This is a genomic window from Thermodesulfovibrionales bacterium (assembly GCA_035686305.1).
Lineage (GTDB): Bacteria > Nitrospirota > Thermodesulfovibrionia > Thermodesulfovibrionales > UBA9159 > DASRZP01.
In genome coordinates, this window is record DASRZP010000120.1 from 1 (window position 1) to 16,133 (window position 16,133).

Consider the following 16,133-nt stretch of genomic DNA (forward strand, 5'->3'; position numbering starts at 1 on the left):
TTCGGATAGTTTCTCCATAGAGTTATGGGCAAAATTGAAGAATGGCAATACCTGCGCCGGCTATCAGGTTTTTATTGGTCGATATCACGATTCAAGCAGCATGTATTGGTTTATTGGATGTTCTGAAACTGGGGCCGTGCCTTTTTTTGAATACCAGTCGCCGGACGGTACTGTGGGTGGTGGCGCAACGAGTACAACTGCGATCAATGATGGTTTATGGCATCACATTGTTGTTACGAGAGATGCAATCTCTGGCGATGTAAACCTCTATGTTGACGACCAAGCTCCGGTCACAGATTCTGCCAACACATTGAATATGAGCTTTGCAGAGACAACCGATCTCAACATAGGGTGGTTCGCTAAAGCTCCTTTATTTCACTTCGATGGCGCAATAGATGAGGTAGCCCTTTATAACAAGGCTCTGACTGCCGGCGAGGTTGCGAATCTTTATAATTCCGGCACTGCAAGGGTTTACTGCAGCCCGGCCAAGATAGGTGTATTGCCTGACTCACCGATTGATTTCGGCAGTATTAATGTTGGATCATCGTCGGCAGCGCAGACCATTACTATCGGAAACATAGGTAACATGAATCTTTTTCTCGGGACGATCAGCACGGACAATCCTGAATTCAGCATGAACAATGACACCTGTTCAGGGCAGAGCATAGCTCCTGCGGGGACTTGTACCCTGCAGGCTACCTTTACTCCTTCGACCTTTGGAGAAAGGAGTGCGACAATCAATATTCCGTCAAACGATCCTGATACGCCGACATTTTCGATAACCCTCAAGGGCATAGGCGAGGCATCCAAGATAGGTGTATTGCCTGTTTCGCCGGTGGATTTCGGCAGTGTCAACGTTGGGTCATCCTCAGCGGTACACACCTTTATTGTCGGCAACACAGGCAATATCGGTCTTGTCATAGGGACGATCAAAACGACCACTGTTGACTTTGTGATATCAAACGATACCTGCTCAAGTCAGACGATAGCGCCTACGGGTGCTTGTACGCTGGACGTGACCTTCACTCCTCAAACGTATGGGCCAAGCACGGCAACAGTGAGCATCCCATCGAACGATCCCGATACGCCGCTCTTCTCCATGTCCCTCACCGGCCTTGGGCAGGCGTCCAATATAGGGGTCATCCCGACAACGCCGGTGGATTTCGGCATCGTCAACGTGGGTTCGTCCTCAGCCCCGACGACCTTTACAGTCAGCAACTCGGGGGATATTGCCCTTGTCATAAAGACAATCAGTTCGAGCAACCCTGAGTTCGGCATATCGAAGGACACCTGCTCCGGACAGTCAATAGCGCCTGCCGGCAATTGTACCCTGGATGTAGTTTTTGCTCCTTCCGGCAACGGGACGAGGACGAGCACCTTGGGCATTCCCTCAAATGATCCTGACAGCGGTTATGTTACGGTTGCTCTCTATGGCACTGGAGTGCAGTATCAGTTATCAGTGGCAGGGGCTGTGGCCAACGGAGCGGGAAGCGTGACCGATGCAACGAGCATTAACTGCTCGATAGCAGCCGACGGCACGACGACAGGCACTTGTTCCGAGATGATTAATCCCGGGACACCTGTCATCCTGACGGCGACTCCCCAGACAGGAGCAAAAGTGGTATGGACGGGGTGTGACAGCAGCTCAGGCAACACCTGCAACATTACCGTAAATGCGACGTCGACAGTAACGGTCTGGTTCAACCTGAACCAGTACACCCTTACCGTGAATCAGACGGGCAATGGAAGCGGCACCGTCGGCGGCGGCGGCTCGTTCGATTACGGGACCATTCACCAGGTGACTGCCGGTGCCGACACGGGCTCGATTTTTACCGGCTGGTCAGGCGACTGCTCGGGCTCTACGAGTCCCTTCCCGGTAACCATGCTCGACAGGGACATGACTTGCACCGCGACTTTTGCTCAATCTGTGGCAAGAATCATGTCTCCTGTCACGTATTTCTTTAAGATTCAGGATGCTTATAAAGCTGTTGTGAGTGAGGATGTAATTCAGGCTGTAGCAGGGGACGTTGACGAGACCCTCAACTTTGACCGTGCCGGCGTATCGGTGATACTGAAAGGCGGTTATGACCTAGCCTATAGCGGTTATAGCGGCGTTACATCGGTCAATGGTCTGACGGTCTTTCTAGGGACCGTCACTGTCTCAAATCTGGTAATACTGTAAACAATCCGCGGTTGGAACAATCACAAAGGGCTATTCTCTTGCCGAGAAGCGGATGTCGGCTCCGGGAGAGAAGATGGATGAATAATCCGGCCTAGATCATTTTCTTCAGCGTGGCAATAAAGAGGAGTATCGAGATAAGTGCAATGATCACGACTGCTACTATTATTATGGTGGGTAAATATTTCAGGTACCTATGATACGACGGTTTATACGTCCCGGCGATGCCGTCTATGCTCCCTTCTCTGACGATGTCATCGAAAGATGATCGTTCCTTCCTTTTCACTATTTCTTCATAAGCCTCGTTGATCCGCTTCGCTTTCTCCTCATGGTCCTTCCGATCTGCACGTCTGTCTTGAGTCCTATCAGGATGGTAAAGCACCATAAGACGTTTCCATCGCCTGTTCGCCTCGGTCATGGATACGCGCTCCCTGAAGCCGAGAGAGAGGTAGGGATCATTCTCCCTATTAAAAAGCAGGAGTCCGATTATCGCTTCTACGTCTCCCTGAATTCCGACGGCAGGCATCTTGAGCAGGGATTCAAGCTCTCTTGCCGTACCGGGGTCTTCGAGTATACCGAGCAGGGTCTCATAGTTTCGTGATGCTCTTTCGTAAAGCTCTCTTGCGGCGCAGTTTTCACGAAATAGGGAGATCAGCCTGGACGTTGCGAGCAACCGTAGCGCTCTTTCGTCGGAGCTATGGCTCTCTTGCACTCTGTCCATATCAGCAGGTGTGCTCCACCGTCTTCATTCTCTTAAGGCGACGGGGCTGAAGGGAGAAGATACCCGTGGACATGGAACTTCTTTCCTCTGCGGCGCCGTTTCGTATGGCGGTAAACCAGACCTACTCTTTGAAATAGGAGGAGAAATAGCGGGAGTAATAACCATACTTGAGGTCATTTTTTTTCACGCCATTAAGCACCACCCCCAGCAGTTTACTGTTGACACTCTTGAAAATCTTTCTCGTTTCAACGAGCGCATCCCGTGGCGTCTCACCCGCCTTCACTACCAGGATTGTACCGTCAACAATGCTGCTGAGGAAAACGCTGTCGGGCATTCCCATCACCGGAGGCGCATCAATGATAACAAAGTTGTAAAGCGAATATAATGCATCGACGATATTTTTCATCCTGGGTGAAAAAAGCAGCTCCGTCGGGTTAGGCGGAACGGGCCCTGAAGACATGAAACTGAGGCCTTTTACCGGAGTCTCTTTAATGAGTTTGCCATTGCCACAGTCGAACTCAACGTTACCGGTGAGGCAGCTTGAAAGTCCTATCTTGTTGTCCAAGGCAAAGGACTTATGAAGTCTTGGCCTTCTCAGATCGGCATCAATGATAATCCCCTTTCCGAGGGACTCTGCAAGAGCGGCGGCAATATTAGCAGAGACAGTTGTTTTCCCCTCTTTTTCCCCCGGACTCGTGACCAGAATTGTTCTTGGCGGTTTCAAAGGAGATGACAAGAGGACGAAGGTTCCGATAGACCGGAACGCCTCTGCCACACTGCTTCGAGAGTCAACGTACGTTATCTCGCTTTTTCTCAGTTCACCGAGTTCTTTCTGAAGCGGGATCATGCCGAGAGAAGGGATACGCATGCTCTTTTCGATCTCCTGGGGATCTTTTATCGTATTGTCGAAATAATCTACCAGAAAGGCCAGACCGATTCCACCCATAAGACCGAAAATAATTGACAAGAGAAGGTTCCGCGATTTGTCAGGTTTCGACGGCGCACGCGGAAATACAGCCCTGTCAACTACCTGTATATTCCCTGCCTTGACCATGGCACTGACACCAACCTCGTTTAATCTCTGGACCAGGCTATTGTATAACTCTTTGTTAATCGTAACATCCCTCTTGAGAATCTGGTATTCCGTCGTCTTTCCCTGAAACTCGAGGACCTGCGTCTTGAGCGTATCAAAAGTCTTCTTGAGGCCCGACTCTCTCCTCAACAGGGCATTATAGTCTGATTCGAGAGACCGTATGGTACGGGCTTTCTCCTGCTCGATCTTTTCCTGGATTGAATCAAGCTGGGTTTTTAAACTCTTCATCTTTGGATAGTCAGGAGTATACGTCCTTGAAAGTGTCTGATATTCAGTCTCAAGGGATGCCTGCTGATTTCGAAGTCCCTGGACGAGTGCGTTGCCCAAAAGTGCGGGGTTGTCAGCGCCCGACGATTCCTTCAATTCCCGCAACAATGCCTCCTTTTGCATCCTATCGGTGGTTAGGGTACCCAAGGCTGTCGAAACGTCATTCAATTTTTGATTGCTGACGTTCCACTTTTCATTATCGAGAAATATTATTCCATTCTTGGCAGCATATTCATTTAATTTCTTCTCGGCATCTTCGACTTTGTCCTTTGTGAGTGCGATCTGCTTTTCGAGGAAGTCCTTTGCCTCCCTGCTCGCATCAATTCTGCTTTCGAGGTCATAATCTATGTAAGCGTCGGCTACCGCATTGGCAACGTCCATCGAGAGCTCGGGATTATGAGAAAGGAAACTCACTTTAACAAGCTGCGTCATCTTAACTGGAACAACAGTGAGCCGGCTCAGGATGGATCCGCTCAGATAGAGCGGCACCTCTTCCTGGGTTGCCTGATGCTGTACTACCTGGCCCTGGGCAGCGGGCGCACCTTTTGGGCGGTCCTGATCAGGCGAAGAGAATATGTTCGATACAGCTGATACGGCGCGCTCTATAGGGCTGAAGAGCGCATTCCTGATCCTGTCCAGCTTACTTTGTACAGGGAGAAAATCACTGTTCTTGTCGAGGTTGAGCTTCTTGACTACCCTCTCTGCAAGGCTCCTGCTCTTCAGTATCTCGTACTGCGTGTCAATCGTGTCGCCCATTGAACCTGCGACAACACCGCCAAAGGGAAGGATACCAGATCCTCCTCCCTTATCTATCTTCATGACAACGGTCGCTTGATAGAGGGGTGTCATCATTGATGTCAAAATTATCGTTGTAATTACGACGGAAATAAAAAAAATCAGGACGATCCACTTCCGTTTTACAATGACATTGAGGTAATCCCTCAGATGGGCTTCTTCCTGATGCGATTCGGGATCGGGATATCTGATATAGGGAGACGGAAGCGAGTCCTTCTGATCGTAGGGCTGAAGACCATATTGTTGTTTCATATCATCTCTATCGTTGCCGTTCATATGTTTTCTCACGGAACGAGGTTTCCTTTGCCCATACTGAACATGCCGAAGTTAAGGGCGCCGGAAATCCCGCTTATTAAGGTCTTGAAACCGTTTCTGCCGACGATGATAATGTCCTTCTCTTTAACCTCGACATCAGGGGCCTTGCCTTCGAGTATATCGTCGTAGTCAACGGTCTGCACACCAAACCCTGACTTTTCACTTTTTCGGTAGATTTTTATATCGGAATGGAGAGCTTCAAAGCTCAACCCGTTGGCCATACTTATTGCCTGGATAAGTGTCGTCTTCCCTCTCAGCGGGATTGAACCAGGGCCGCGGACAGCGCCCTCAACAAAGAAGACCTCGCTCTTCGGGACCTGGACTATGTCCCCAGAAAAGACAGGGATATTCAGTTCAGCCTTCCCTTGCGTCAGCAGTTCGTTCAAATCTATGACGATCTTAGTGAAGCCTTCCTTGTTATTAGGATCCAGCTCTGACACCCTCTGGATAATGCAGAGAGTCCCCGCATCCGGCGTAAGGCCACCCGAAAGCGAAATCACGTCAAGCAGATACTTCTGACCCGTCACATAGAGCACCTGGGGCTTCTGAACAGACCCAATGACCGAAATCTGCTGGCTCCTGTATTCTCTTACGAAGACGCTGACCACGGGCTCCCGTAAATATTGTTTTAAGCGCGTCGCGATAATAGACTCAAGCTCGGCGACTGTATGGCCTCCAGCCTCAACCGTGTCAATGAGGGACATCTTTATAAATCCACTGCCACTCACCCGTGCTGTCGTCTTTAGCTCGGGGGTGCCGAAGACATCGATTTCGAGGAGGTCTTCAGGACCGATCTTGTAGTCAGTTATGGCAGACACCTTTCTGAATTCTGCTTTCCTCTGGACAAGCTCATTATTCAACTTGTCGCCTTCCCCTTTATCGGCATGACGCAACAATATCTCCTGAGACCGGACCTCGTTGCTCGCACATGAAGTTAACAGAAGGAGAACAAAGACCAAGAAGGCGAAAAGACTTTCAAATAACTCATTCCCGAAAACTAATTTTATCAATCGTTTCATAGCATTCATTTCCTTTGTGCCATACCCATGGCTCTCGGATATTTGCACGCATCTGTATACGTACAGTAAGTGCAAGCCTCGTGCCATAGATTTTTGTGCATGCTATTCAACCATGCTTCAAGCCGCCCTACAGCAAAAAAACATTAGAATACGGTTAGTTATCAGCGCAGGCAGAGACTGGAGAGCTCTTTCTTCCTGGAGAGGATTCCGGATTCAGACTGAGGGAGCATAAAATACAAAGTCATTGTTTCTATCGGATACATTTCTTCGGAAAAAAATCACAGACGCTGTTTCTATGAGATACAGGTAATTGGACTCCTACGGAATCGAAAGGATTCTTGAAGATGCCGACCTATCCTGGATGGTCCAAAAGGACCTTCTCGAGGGCTTCCACGACCCTCGGGTCATAGAGTGAACCGGCGTTCTTCCTGATCTCCTCCAATGCCTCTGCCTCGGTAGAAGCCTTCCTGTAAGGTCTCTCGGCTATCATCGCGTAGTAGGTGTCTCCGACAGAAAGGACCCGGGAAATAAGGGGAATTTCCTCACCTCTCAGCCCATCGGGATATCCTGTCCCGTCATACCTCTCATGATGATGCAGTATGGCTTTTTTCACGTCCTCGGAAAATTCGAAATTGTTGATAAGATCAATAGCGGTATAGGGATGTATCTTTATGCTGTGGACATCTGCTGAAGAGAGCCTCTCCTTCTTCATGATGCTGTCATCAAAGGGAACTAGACCGAAGTCATAGATCATCGAAACATAGAGGGCCACCCTCTTGTCCTCCTCCTTTGCCCCTAAGTGGTCCATAATCTTTCCTATGAGGTCGGCGAATTGATGACCTTTTACGCGAAGACTCTTCCCCATGCCGAAGAGATTCTCAATGGAAGACCCGAACTCTCTCACCTCATCTTCACCATATTCACCTGATAAGAGTTTCTCAATAAAATATGATATCCTTTCGCCCAAAACCGACGCTATGTGAAGGTCCTGTTCGGAGAAGGGTTCAGCCGTTTTCTTGTTGTTCAGATTGATAACCCCGATCACCTTGTCGCCGATCTTCAAGGGCAGGGAAAGGAGGGAGCGGGTGTTATACTGCGGTATATTCCTTATCCTGAAGCGGGGATCGCGCTCTATGTCCTTTATGAGGAGGGGCTTTCCTTCGAGGGCAACCCAACCGGCGATTCTGTCTCCGAGGGGTATCCTCGCGCGCCTGATGATTTCTTCGTCCAGGCCCCTCGCGCTCTTGATCGCAAGCTCTCCCGTAAGCTCGTCGGCAAGCATGATGGAACAGACGTTCAGATCAAGGAGTTCGGAGATAAATTCGGTGAACACATCCGTCGTCGCTCCGATAAGCGTCTCCACCCTCTGCCTCGCGTTCTTGGGTATGGCGACGGAGACGACGAAGGTGTTGTCTCTGTTCTCGGCAGTCATGTTCCAGCGGTGGGCCTCGGCAATCGCCCTGGCAAGGGCGAGCTTCAGCTTTGCCTGAGGGTGCTCAGTAATAAAGATGCTTCGCGAGTTAAAGAGCGCCGTGCGCGCCGTCTCAGACAGCGCCCTCGAGAACGTAAGCTTCACGACAACAGCATTATCGCTATCTGCGGCTGATATGCCTATGGTGTCATCCATTTCCATATAATGGCTCAGGGCTTCGACGAGATTCACAAAGAACTGGAGCACCCTGACCTTTTCTCCGACGATGTGTGAGACGCCCTCCTGAAGATCAAGAAGGAGCCGGAGGTTCTTCTTTGCCAGCGTCGCCTTAAAGAACCTCAGGGCAGCCACCTCACGGAGGAGATCGACGAGATCGATGACCGCTTTCTTGACATGCCGCGTTTCGTCTTCAATTCTGAGGAAATCAAGAAGGTTCTCGACCGATGAGATCAGTTTGCCCGTCTCATTCGTAATGATATCGTAGAACTCTTTCTGCTGATCACGGCTCTGTAGGTCGATCTGCTGCAGATAGTATATGGATCCCTTGATCGAGTTCAGGGGGGTACGGAGTTCGTGAGATATGCGGGTGAGAAATTCCGTCTTCATAACATCCGCCTCAATGAGTTTTATGTTCATCTCCTCTATCTCCGCGGCCTTTTCGTGCACCTGATTCATGAGAGAGGCGTTCTCAAGGGCTATTGCAGCCTGGTTGGCGATGACCTGCAAAAAGGAGGAGTCATGTTCGGTGAAGGGAGTTCCATCTCTCTTGTCATTAATGTTGAATACTCCGAGGAGTTTGTTCTTGGAAACAACAGGGCAGGATATGAATGATTTTGTCTTGTAACGGTTGTGTCTGCCTTCCCCGAAACGCTCATCCCTCTCGACATCATCAACAAGGAGAGGCTGGCGCTTTTCGCCTACCACACCGGCTATACCCCTCCCAAGCTTCACCGTGTAGCTCCTCGTGAGATTCGTATCGATCCCCCTCGAGGCGAGGATATGGAGTTCATCCTTATCATTTACCACCATGAGGGTCCCCTTCTCGGCATTCGTATACTTCACGGCAAGGTCGAGCATCAGATTCGCGATGGCGTTGATATTGTCAGTCGCGACAACGGCGTTTGAGAGCTCACTGAGGATGGCGAAGGGTTTCTCAAAAAGATCGGGGCTGTCTGATTGCAGTGCATCATTCGGCGTGTGTATCATATGTGCCCGCTCCTCAATGAGTTTTAGAGCCATTCCCTGGCAGATCACTTTATAATGGCTGACAACCTGTTGTCAACCCCCGACAGCAAAGGTCTTCACGGAACTATGATCTTTCTTAAAGGTCTCTTCCCGAAACTCCCCGGAGATCCCCTGTGCTCAAGGGCAGAACCTCCCTCCTATAAAACAATCCGGTCACCGGCAGGAGAATGAATGTCAAAAAGGTCGTAATTCATTGTATTTCAGAAATGCAATAATTGTACCCAAAGAGGAACGACCTTGTTAGAGCCCTTCCCTAGCAGGAAACAGTCCCCTCAATCATGACGTTTATTTATATAAAACGTATCTAAACCGCTTCGGTCTGAGCTTTTCAGTCCCTCGTCAAAGTTCACTCTCCCGATTGAGCAGTCCTGTTGAACTGGGTCCTTGTGACCCTCGGTCGATCTCTCTGGGAAGGAAACAAGAAAAGCGTTTCTCTTCTCTACACTATTGATAAGTCTGTATCTATAGGAACCATCTACAGGGTCATCCCTCAGCCCTGAACCATGAGACTTCCTTCCTGAGCCCCTCCGACATCCTGCTGAGTTCATTGGAGACCTCGTTCAACTGATTGGCCATCTTCGTAGTATGCCTGACCCCTTCAGAAAGGTTGTTTACATTGAGAGAAATCTCTTCGGCCGTTGACGACTGTTCTTCAGTCGCTGCAGCGATGTGCTGGACCATTTCCGTCGCCTTATCCGATGCCGATACAATCGAATCCAGGGAGTGGCTGACATCCTTCATGAGCGTGACGCCCTTGTCGACCTCCTCCCTGCTCTTCTTCATCGTGTCGACAGACCCCTTGGCCTCTGACTGGATAACCCTGATCTTTTCTGCTATCTCATTCGTCGCCTTCGAGGTCTTTTCGGCAAGCTTCTTCACCTCGTCTGCCACAACGGCAAAGCCCCGACCGAGTTCCCCTGCCCTTGCAGCCTCGATTGCGGCATTGAGTGCGAGAAGGTTTGTCTGGTCGGCGATTTCGGTTATCACAAGAACGATTTCGCCTATTTCCTGGGAGCTCCTGCCGAGTTTTCCTATGGTCTCCGAGGCATCGTTGATGACGTCCGCAATCCTCTGGATCTCATTCAGGGTGCTGCTTGCCAGGGACCTCCCCCTTGCCGCGAGATCTGAGGACTCCCGCACGGCATCAGCAGCCTTGGATGCGTTGCCGGCCACATCCAATACGGTCTGAGATGTTTCAGCCGTTGCCGATGCCACCTGTTCGACCTGCTGCAACTGCCTGTCCGTTATCGTCAACAACTCATCGGACATCGCCGAGACCTTCCCTGACGTAGAGGAGAACCCTGAGACGCCCTTGCCCATCTGGAGGACAAACCCCCTGATTCTGTTGCCCATCTCCCGAAAGGTTGCTGCCATCCGCCCTATCTCGTCATTGCCTCTTGTCGTGATAAGGCAGTCCTTGAAGTTTCCGTCGGCCATGGATTTTGAAAGCTCTGAAACCGAGCTTACGGGACCGACGATGCCTGAGGAGAGAAGCGACGCCATCACGAGGAGAAAGACGGTTATCAACGCCCCGGCCACAAAAAATCCCCACCTGATCACGTTTGATTCCTTGCGGAGCTTATCGACCTGTAACGGAGCAACTGCCCTCAGGGTATCAACGGGCCCCTTGGTCTTTTCCATGATATCGGCGTAGAGTTCCGAAAATTTACCTTGTGCGACTTCAATTGCGGCTTTCGTCTTGCCTGACGCTGCGAGGGGCAGCAGCCGCTCCTTCACGAGGGCCTTATAGGCGTTCCAGGAGCCTTTGGCGCTTTCTACCGGCGAAAAAATGGCGGCAGAATGCTCCTTGGAGTGGCAGGAAGTGCAAGAGAGTTTCTCGCCGCTCTGCCCTGTCTGCCTGCCCTTCAGTTGTTCAAAGAGCATATCTGTGTTTGTCATAAAATCCTCGATGCCCTTTGAGGCGTCTTCGTCGTAAGTAAAGATCTGAGAAAGAGACTGGCCCCTGATGAGATTCACGTTCATCCGTATCCTTGCGAGATCATCCACGGCGTCTTTCTTCAGCTCGATCCCTTTAAAAAATGCTCCGCCCACCTGGACCCTCATAAATCCTATCTGTCCGATGGCAATCCCAATGAGCGACGCTGCAATGATGACCCCGAAGACTGTGTAAAACTTTGCCCTGAGACCCATGTTATAGAACCATTTCATCGTTATCCTCCCTTTTGTGATGGCGATATATATCGTGTCGGCACTTTCCCTGATAAACTTTAACCATCATCCAGCCTTTCTCGATCATGCCGAATTCACCACATCCTCGTCTCTTTGGTATACTAAAAAGGGGCTCTACGCGTAGTCCCTCTGACAGGAAAACATGGAGAACCTGAAAGCCTTATACCCTGAAAAATGTATCCCTGAGGACAGGATTTTCAGCCACATCCATCCCGGAAACAGGATATTCATCGGCACCGGATGCGGCGAACCCCAGTATCTTGTGGCCGCCCTTATCAGGTATGTCCAGTCTCATCCGAAGGGCTTTTTTGACGCTGAACTGCTCCAGGTATGGACTCTGGGCGTCGCCCCATATGCAGATGAAAAGTTCAAGGATACCTTCAGACACAACTCCTTTTTCATAGGAGAGAACACACGGGAAGCGATCAATCGGGGCCTCGCCGACTATACGCCCGTCTTCCTCTCTGCGGTGCCGAACCTCTTTTACCGGAAGATCGTCCCTATCGATGTGGCCCTCATCCAGACCTCCCTGCCGGACAGTCATGGGTACTTGAGTCTCGGGATAAGCGTAGATATTGTAAAGGCCGCTGTCGAGAGCGCCTCCCTTGTCATCGCCCAGGTCAATGCGCGTATGCCCCGCGTCCATGGAGAGAGCTTTCTTCATGTGAAGAACGTTGACTATATCATTCCCTTCGATGAGCCACTTCTGGAGTTTCGGTCGACGATCTCCGGCGAGGTCGCAGAGAGGATCGGGAAATACGTCTCGCGACTGATCCAGGACGGGGACACCATTCAGGTAGGATACGGCACAATCCCCAACTCAATCCTTTCACACCTCATGAAGAAAAAGCATCTCGGGATTCATACTGAGCTCTTCTCGGACGGCATCATAGAACTCATGAAGGCTGGGGTTGTTGATAATTCAAAGAAAGAGATTAACCGGGGCAAGAGCGTTGCGGCATTCTGCATGGGGAAACAGAGCACATACGAGTACCTTCATGACAACCCCGGGATAGAATTCAGGCCCGTCAGTTACACAAACAACCCCCTCGTCATCGCCAGACATAAGAATATGACCGCCATCAACAGCGCCATCGAGATCGATCTGACAGGACAGGCCACCGCAGAATCCCTCGGAAAATTCTTTTACAGCGGTATCGGCGGACAGGCTGACTTCATGAGGGGAGCGGTCCTTTCACAGGGAGGGAAGACGATCCTCGCCCTCCAGGCCACGGCTGAAAACGGGGAGATTTCGAGGATCGTGCCCTATCTCAAGGAGGGCGCGGGCGTCACCTTGACCAGGGGTGACATCCACTATGTTGTAACAGAGTACGGCATTGCCTATCTGCACGGCAAAAACATCAGGGAACGCGCCATGGACCTCATCGCCGTGGCAGCCCCGAAATTCCGCCCCTGGCTTATCGAGGAGGCCAGGAAGATGAATCTCATCTACCGGGACCAGGCCTTCATACCGGGCGAACATGGTGAGTATCCCGAGTCCCTTGAGGCCCGGAGAAAGACAAAGGCCGGTCTCGATATCCTCTTAAGGCCGGTGAAGTTCAGCGATGAGCGCCTCCTCAAGGATTTTTTCTATTCCCTTACCGATGAATCCATGTATCACCGTTTTTTTTCGTCACGAAGGGACATGCCTCATGAGCGGTTGCAGAAGTTCGTGGTTATCGACTACACCAAGGAGATGGTCATGCTCGCGGTCTCCGAGGAACAGGGCACAGAGGTAGTTGTAGGATTGGGTCAGTATCTCATCGATGATCTCTCACACACCGGAGAGATCGCGGCAGTGGTCCGTGATGACTATCAGGGGAAGGGGATCGGAGCCGAGCTCATCTCTTATCTCACCTATCTCGCAAAAAAGGCCGGTCTCCTCGGCTTCACGGCAGAGGTTCTTATGGAGAACATACCGATGCTCCGTCTCTTCGAAAGAATGGGATTCATCATCGACAAAAGGGCCGAAAGCGGCATGTATGAACTGAAGATGTCCTTCAGGGACTAATATCCTAAAGGTAATGGATTGAAGCCTAAACCGAAAGGGCCCTTTGTTCCCCGTGAGAGGCACGAGACTATCCGTCAGGAGATTATGGAGATCCTTGAGGGACGGACCCTCTCCGCAAGAGAGATCTCCGGAAGCGTTGGCGTTACAGTGAGAGAGGTCTATGAACATCTTGACCATATCCAGAAGACTGCCGGCAAGAGAGAGCATCATCTTGTTGTGACCCCGGCAGGTTGCAAGAGGTGCGGTTTTGCATTTACGAAGAGGGAGAAATTGAAGAAGCCCGGCAAATGTCCTGTCTGCAGAAGCGAGTCTATCGACGACCCTCTCTTTTCGATCAGGAAGACAGGGGATGCGCCCTAAGCCATATTCATAAACTTCGGGGTCGACGTCCGGTTCCCAGGCAAGAGTCAGGGTTATTGGCCGGTCCGCGCCCTCAGTTCCAGACCGGCCCCCTCCGGAAGATCTTTGAAATCATCTGCGAGGTTTCAGTGATTTCGAGGAGTTTCTCGTTCAGCGCCGAAAGGCTCATCTGCAGATTCAGAGCTTCTTCAGGCAGGCGTCTGAAGTTTTCTGCCAAGCTTTCGGTGTAGGCTTTCATTTTACTGAATGTCTCTGCAAGCATCCTGTCTCTCTCGAGGGTCTCGTCTATGAGGCTCCGGTATTTTTCTCTCTCCTCTTCCGACAGTGAGGCGATATACTGGAACAACGCTTCATTTCTCATAGTCCCTCCGTTGGCCCGCATTCATCGGGCAAAAAACGCGAAAGCCGAATACCGAAAATTCGATCCTTCGGTAGCTCGGCCATCTTCATTGTCTTAAAGACCCGGCGCTTTCCGCCCCTTCCTCACGGAGGGTTTGGCTTTATCGGGATGTTCCTTGCTCTTTGAATTTACATTAGGATAGTGCAATTCCTGTGCCGCAAGACGTATCTTGTTTTCATTGACTTTTTTAGGGATCAAAACTCACCCCCTGTTTCCAGGGGATACAGGGTTGTGCATTCTTGGCCAACTTCGCAGACGATGGCCGGCCACGGGGATCGGTACCCTTGGGAAAGACAATGCCGGCAGCCTGCCTGCTGTGATATACTAAGGGTCTCATAATAGTCTGCACACTCTTGGCCGTCATCCCCGCGAAGGCGGGAATCCACTTTGAACAGAATGGATGCCCGACTAAGGATCTCGGGCATGACCAATAATAGGGAGCACATCTGTAAATATTATTTTGAGACTGTGTTTGTCCGAACTTGCATGCTTCATGACAGTGACAAAGAGGGAGCTAATGGATGATAAGAGAAAACTTGATAATGAAAAGGAGGAGTCTATGAACGTGATACGTCGGTCGGTTCCGAAGAAGGGCAAGGTCGGAAAAAACGGTTACGGGTGGGTGCCCGATCTGCCCGATCAACGTGACTTTCTTTACAGCGCCGTGCGCAGAATACCCCGGAAGCTTCCGAAATCAAATGATCTGAGACCCTTATGTTCAGCGGTGGAGAATCAGGGTGAATTGGGAAGTTGCACAGCGAATGCCCTTGCAGGCGCCCTGGAGTTTCTCGAAAGAAAGGACAGCGTTTCCTTCGTGGACTGCAGCAGACTCTTCATCTACTACAATGAACGGGCTATCGAGCATAGCATACAATCTGATTCAGGAGCCATGATTCGCGACGGCATCAAGACTCTGGCAAAACAGGGTGTCTGCTCTGAAAAGATATGGCCCTACATCGAGTCGAAATTCACGGTGAAGCCCACAGCGGCATGTTATAAGGAGGCCCTCCTGCGGCAAATCACTTCATACCACCGAATTCTGACCCTCGACGAAATGAGGGCCTGCCTTGCCGAGGGGTTCCCCTTTGTCTTTGGTTTCACCGTGTACGAAAGCTTCGAGTCCCAGCAGGTGGCGAAGACCGGCGTCGTCAACATGCCGAAGCCCAAGGAACGGGTTGTCGGCGGCCACGCGGTGTTGGCCGTCGGCTATGACGACACGCAGAAGAGATTTATTGTCCGCAACTCATGGGGAACTGACTGGGGCAAGAAGGGCTACTTCACGATGCCCTATGATTACCTGGCGGACAGAAATCTTTCGGACGATTTCTGGACCATTCGCCGGGGAGAACTAATGCTGAAGAAATGAAAAGGAGAACATGAAATCCCTCACCCCCTCGTGAGGGGGTTGAGGGATCATGTAACTCCCGGTTATTTCGGGAATTCGGGCTCCGGCACTAAGGCTTAAAACTCGTCTGCCATATATGGAAGCTGCCGACAGTCCCGGCCGGTGTTACCGCAGCTATGACATTGAATGTCACATCTGGAAGCAAGGAGACGGGGACATCGGCGATAGGAGTTTCGTTCACCGCAAGGACATTGGACTTCCATGGCGCTATGCCGCCTTCCGCAACGGTCCTGAAACCTCCCGGTGTGAGGATATAGAGATTGACGGGATCTATCTCCGGTACGCTGATTGCAAGATACACGTCTACGGGTCCTGAATATTGGTAGGTGCCTATTTGCAGACTGAGGGTATTGCCGCCATAGGCGACTGTCCCTACACCAACAGGTTCCGCCAGGGCTGGAACAATGCTCATGATAGGTGATGCTGTCGGAGCATAAGGAGCGAAGATCTGCGCAGTGCTAGGAAGCGGTATAACAGGAATGGTGGAATTCGCTGTAACCGTGGGGGCCTCTGAGGGATATGTCTGTGAAGGATATGTCTGTGAGGGAGCTGTCGGTGAGGGAACTGACTGCGCAGAAGCTGCCAGCGTGGTTGCCGAGACAGGAGCCGACTGGCCAGAGCCATTCCATGCACCGTCATTAGCTTCGACGGTGTAGGTATAGGTCGTTGAGGGAGCTAATCCCATATCAGAATAGCTTATC

The 16,133-nt window shown here is 50.9% G+C and carries 11 protein-coding genes and 1 riboswitch; of the genes, 4 read left to right on the forward strand and 7 right to left on the reverse strand.

Going from position 1 to position 16,133, the window contains the following annotated elements:
• Positions 1 to 2,182, forward strand: a 2,182-nt coding sequence (locus VFG09_13680; GenBank protein ID HET6516206.1) for a choice-of-anchor D domain-containing protein, incomplete at its 5' end; no start/stop codon positions are given.
• A gap of 91 nt (positions 2,183 to 2,273) precedes the next feature.
• Here the strand turns inward: VFG09_13680 and VFG09_13685 are convergent.
• The 5 genes from VFG09_13685 to VFG09_13705 all read right to left on the reverse strand — a co-directional run bounded on the left by VFG09_13685 (position 2,274) and on the right by VFG09_13705 (position 11,235).
• The gene (locus VFG09_13685) at positions 2,274 to 2,900 is read right to left on the reverse strand and encodes a J domain-containing protein (protein ID HET6516207.1); all 627 of its coding nucleotides are present in this window, start codon (positions 2,898 to 2,900) and stop codon (positions 2,274 to 2,276) included.
• A 121-nt stretch (positions 2,901 to 3,021) separates the two neighbouring features.
• On the reverse strand, positions 3,022 to 5,331 hold the full coding sequence (locus VFG09_13690) for a polysaccharide biosynthesis tyrosine autokinase (protein HET6516208.1): 2,310 nt from the start codon (positions 5,329 to 5,331) through the stop codon (positions 3,022 to 3,024).
• Between the two features lie 8 nt (positions 5,332 to 5,339).
• Complete coding sequence (locus VFG09_13695; GenBank protein ID HET6516209.1) at positions 5,340 to 6,263, reverse strand: polysaccharide biosynthesis/export family protein; 924 nt, start codon at positions 6,261 to 6,263, stop codon at positions 5,340 to 5,342.
• Positions 6,264 to 6,741: 478 nt separating this feature from the next.
• Positions 6,742 to 9,027, reverse strand: a complete 2,286-nt coding sequence (locus VFG09_13700; GenBank protein HET6516210.1) for a GAF domain-containing protein — start codon at positions 9,025 to 9,027, stop codon at positions 6,742 to 6,744.
• A gap of 522 nt (positions 9,028 to 9,549) precedes the next feature.
• A complete protein-coding gene (locus VFG09_13705) occupies positions 9,550 to 11,235 on the reverse strand; it encodes a methyl-accepting chemotaxis protein (protein HET6516211.1) in 1,686 nt (561 codons plus the stop codon).
• 163 nt (positions 11,236 to 11,398) lie between these two features.
• On the opposite strand from VFG09_13705, the gene VFG09_13710 reads away from it, so the two are divergent.
• Complete coding sequence (locus tag VFG09_13710; protein HET6516212.1) at positions 11,399 to 13,267, forward strand: GNAT family N-acetyltransferase; 1,869 nt, start codon at positions 11,399 to 11,401, stop codon at positions 13,265 to 13,267.
• A gap of 84 nt (positions 13,268 to 13,351) precedes the next feature.
• The gene (locus VFG09_13715; protein ID HET6516213.1) at positions 13,352 to 13,627 is read left to right on the forward strand and encodes a hypothetical protein; all 276 of its coding nucleotides are present in this window, start codon (positions 13,352 to 13,354) and stop codon (positions 13,625 to 13,627) included.
• Between the two features lie 73 nt (positions 13,628 to 13,700).
• Here VFG09_13715 and VFG09_13720 read toward each other — a convergent pair whose 3' ends face one another.
• Entirely contained in the window at positions 13,701 to 13,988 is a 288-nt protein-coding gene (locus VFG09_13720; GenBank protein HET6516214.1) for a hypothetical protein, read from the reverse strand.
• A 66-nt stretch (positions 13,989 to 14,054) separates the two neighbouring features.
• Positions 14,055 to 14,136, reverse strand: a riboswitch (cyclic di-GMP riboswitch).
• Between the two features lie 450 nt (positions 14,137 to 14,586).
• Here VFG09_13720 and VFG09_13725 point away from each other — a divergent pair.
• The gene (locus VFG09_13725) at positions 14,587 to 15,393 is read left to right on the forward strand and encodes a C1 family peptidase (GenBank protein ID HET6516215.1); all 807 of its coding nucleotides are present in this window, start codon (positions 14,587 to 14,589) and stop codon (positions 15,391 to 15,393) included.
• 88 nt (positions 15,394 to 15,481) lie between these two features.
• Here the strand turns inward: VFG09_13725 and VFG09_13730 are convergent.
• A partial coding sequence (locus tag VFG09_13730; GenBank protein HET6516216.1) for a hypothetical protein occupies positions 15,482 to 16,133 on the reverse strand: 652 nt, incomplete at its 5' end.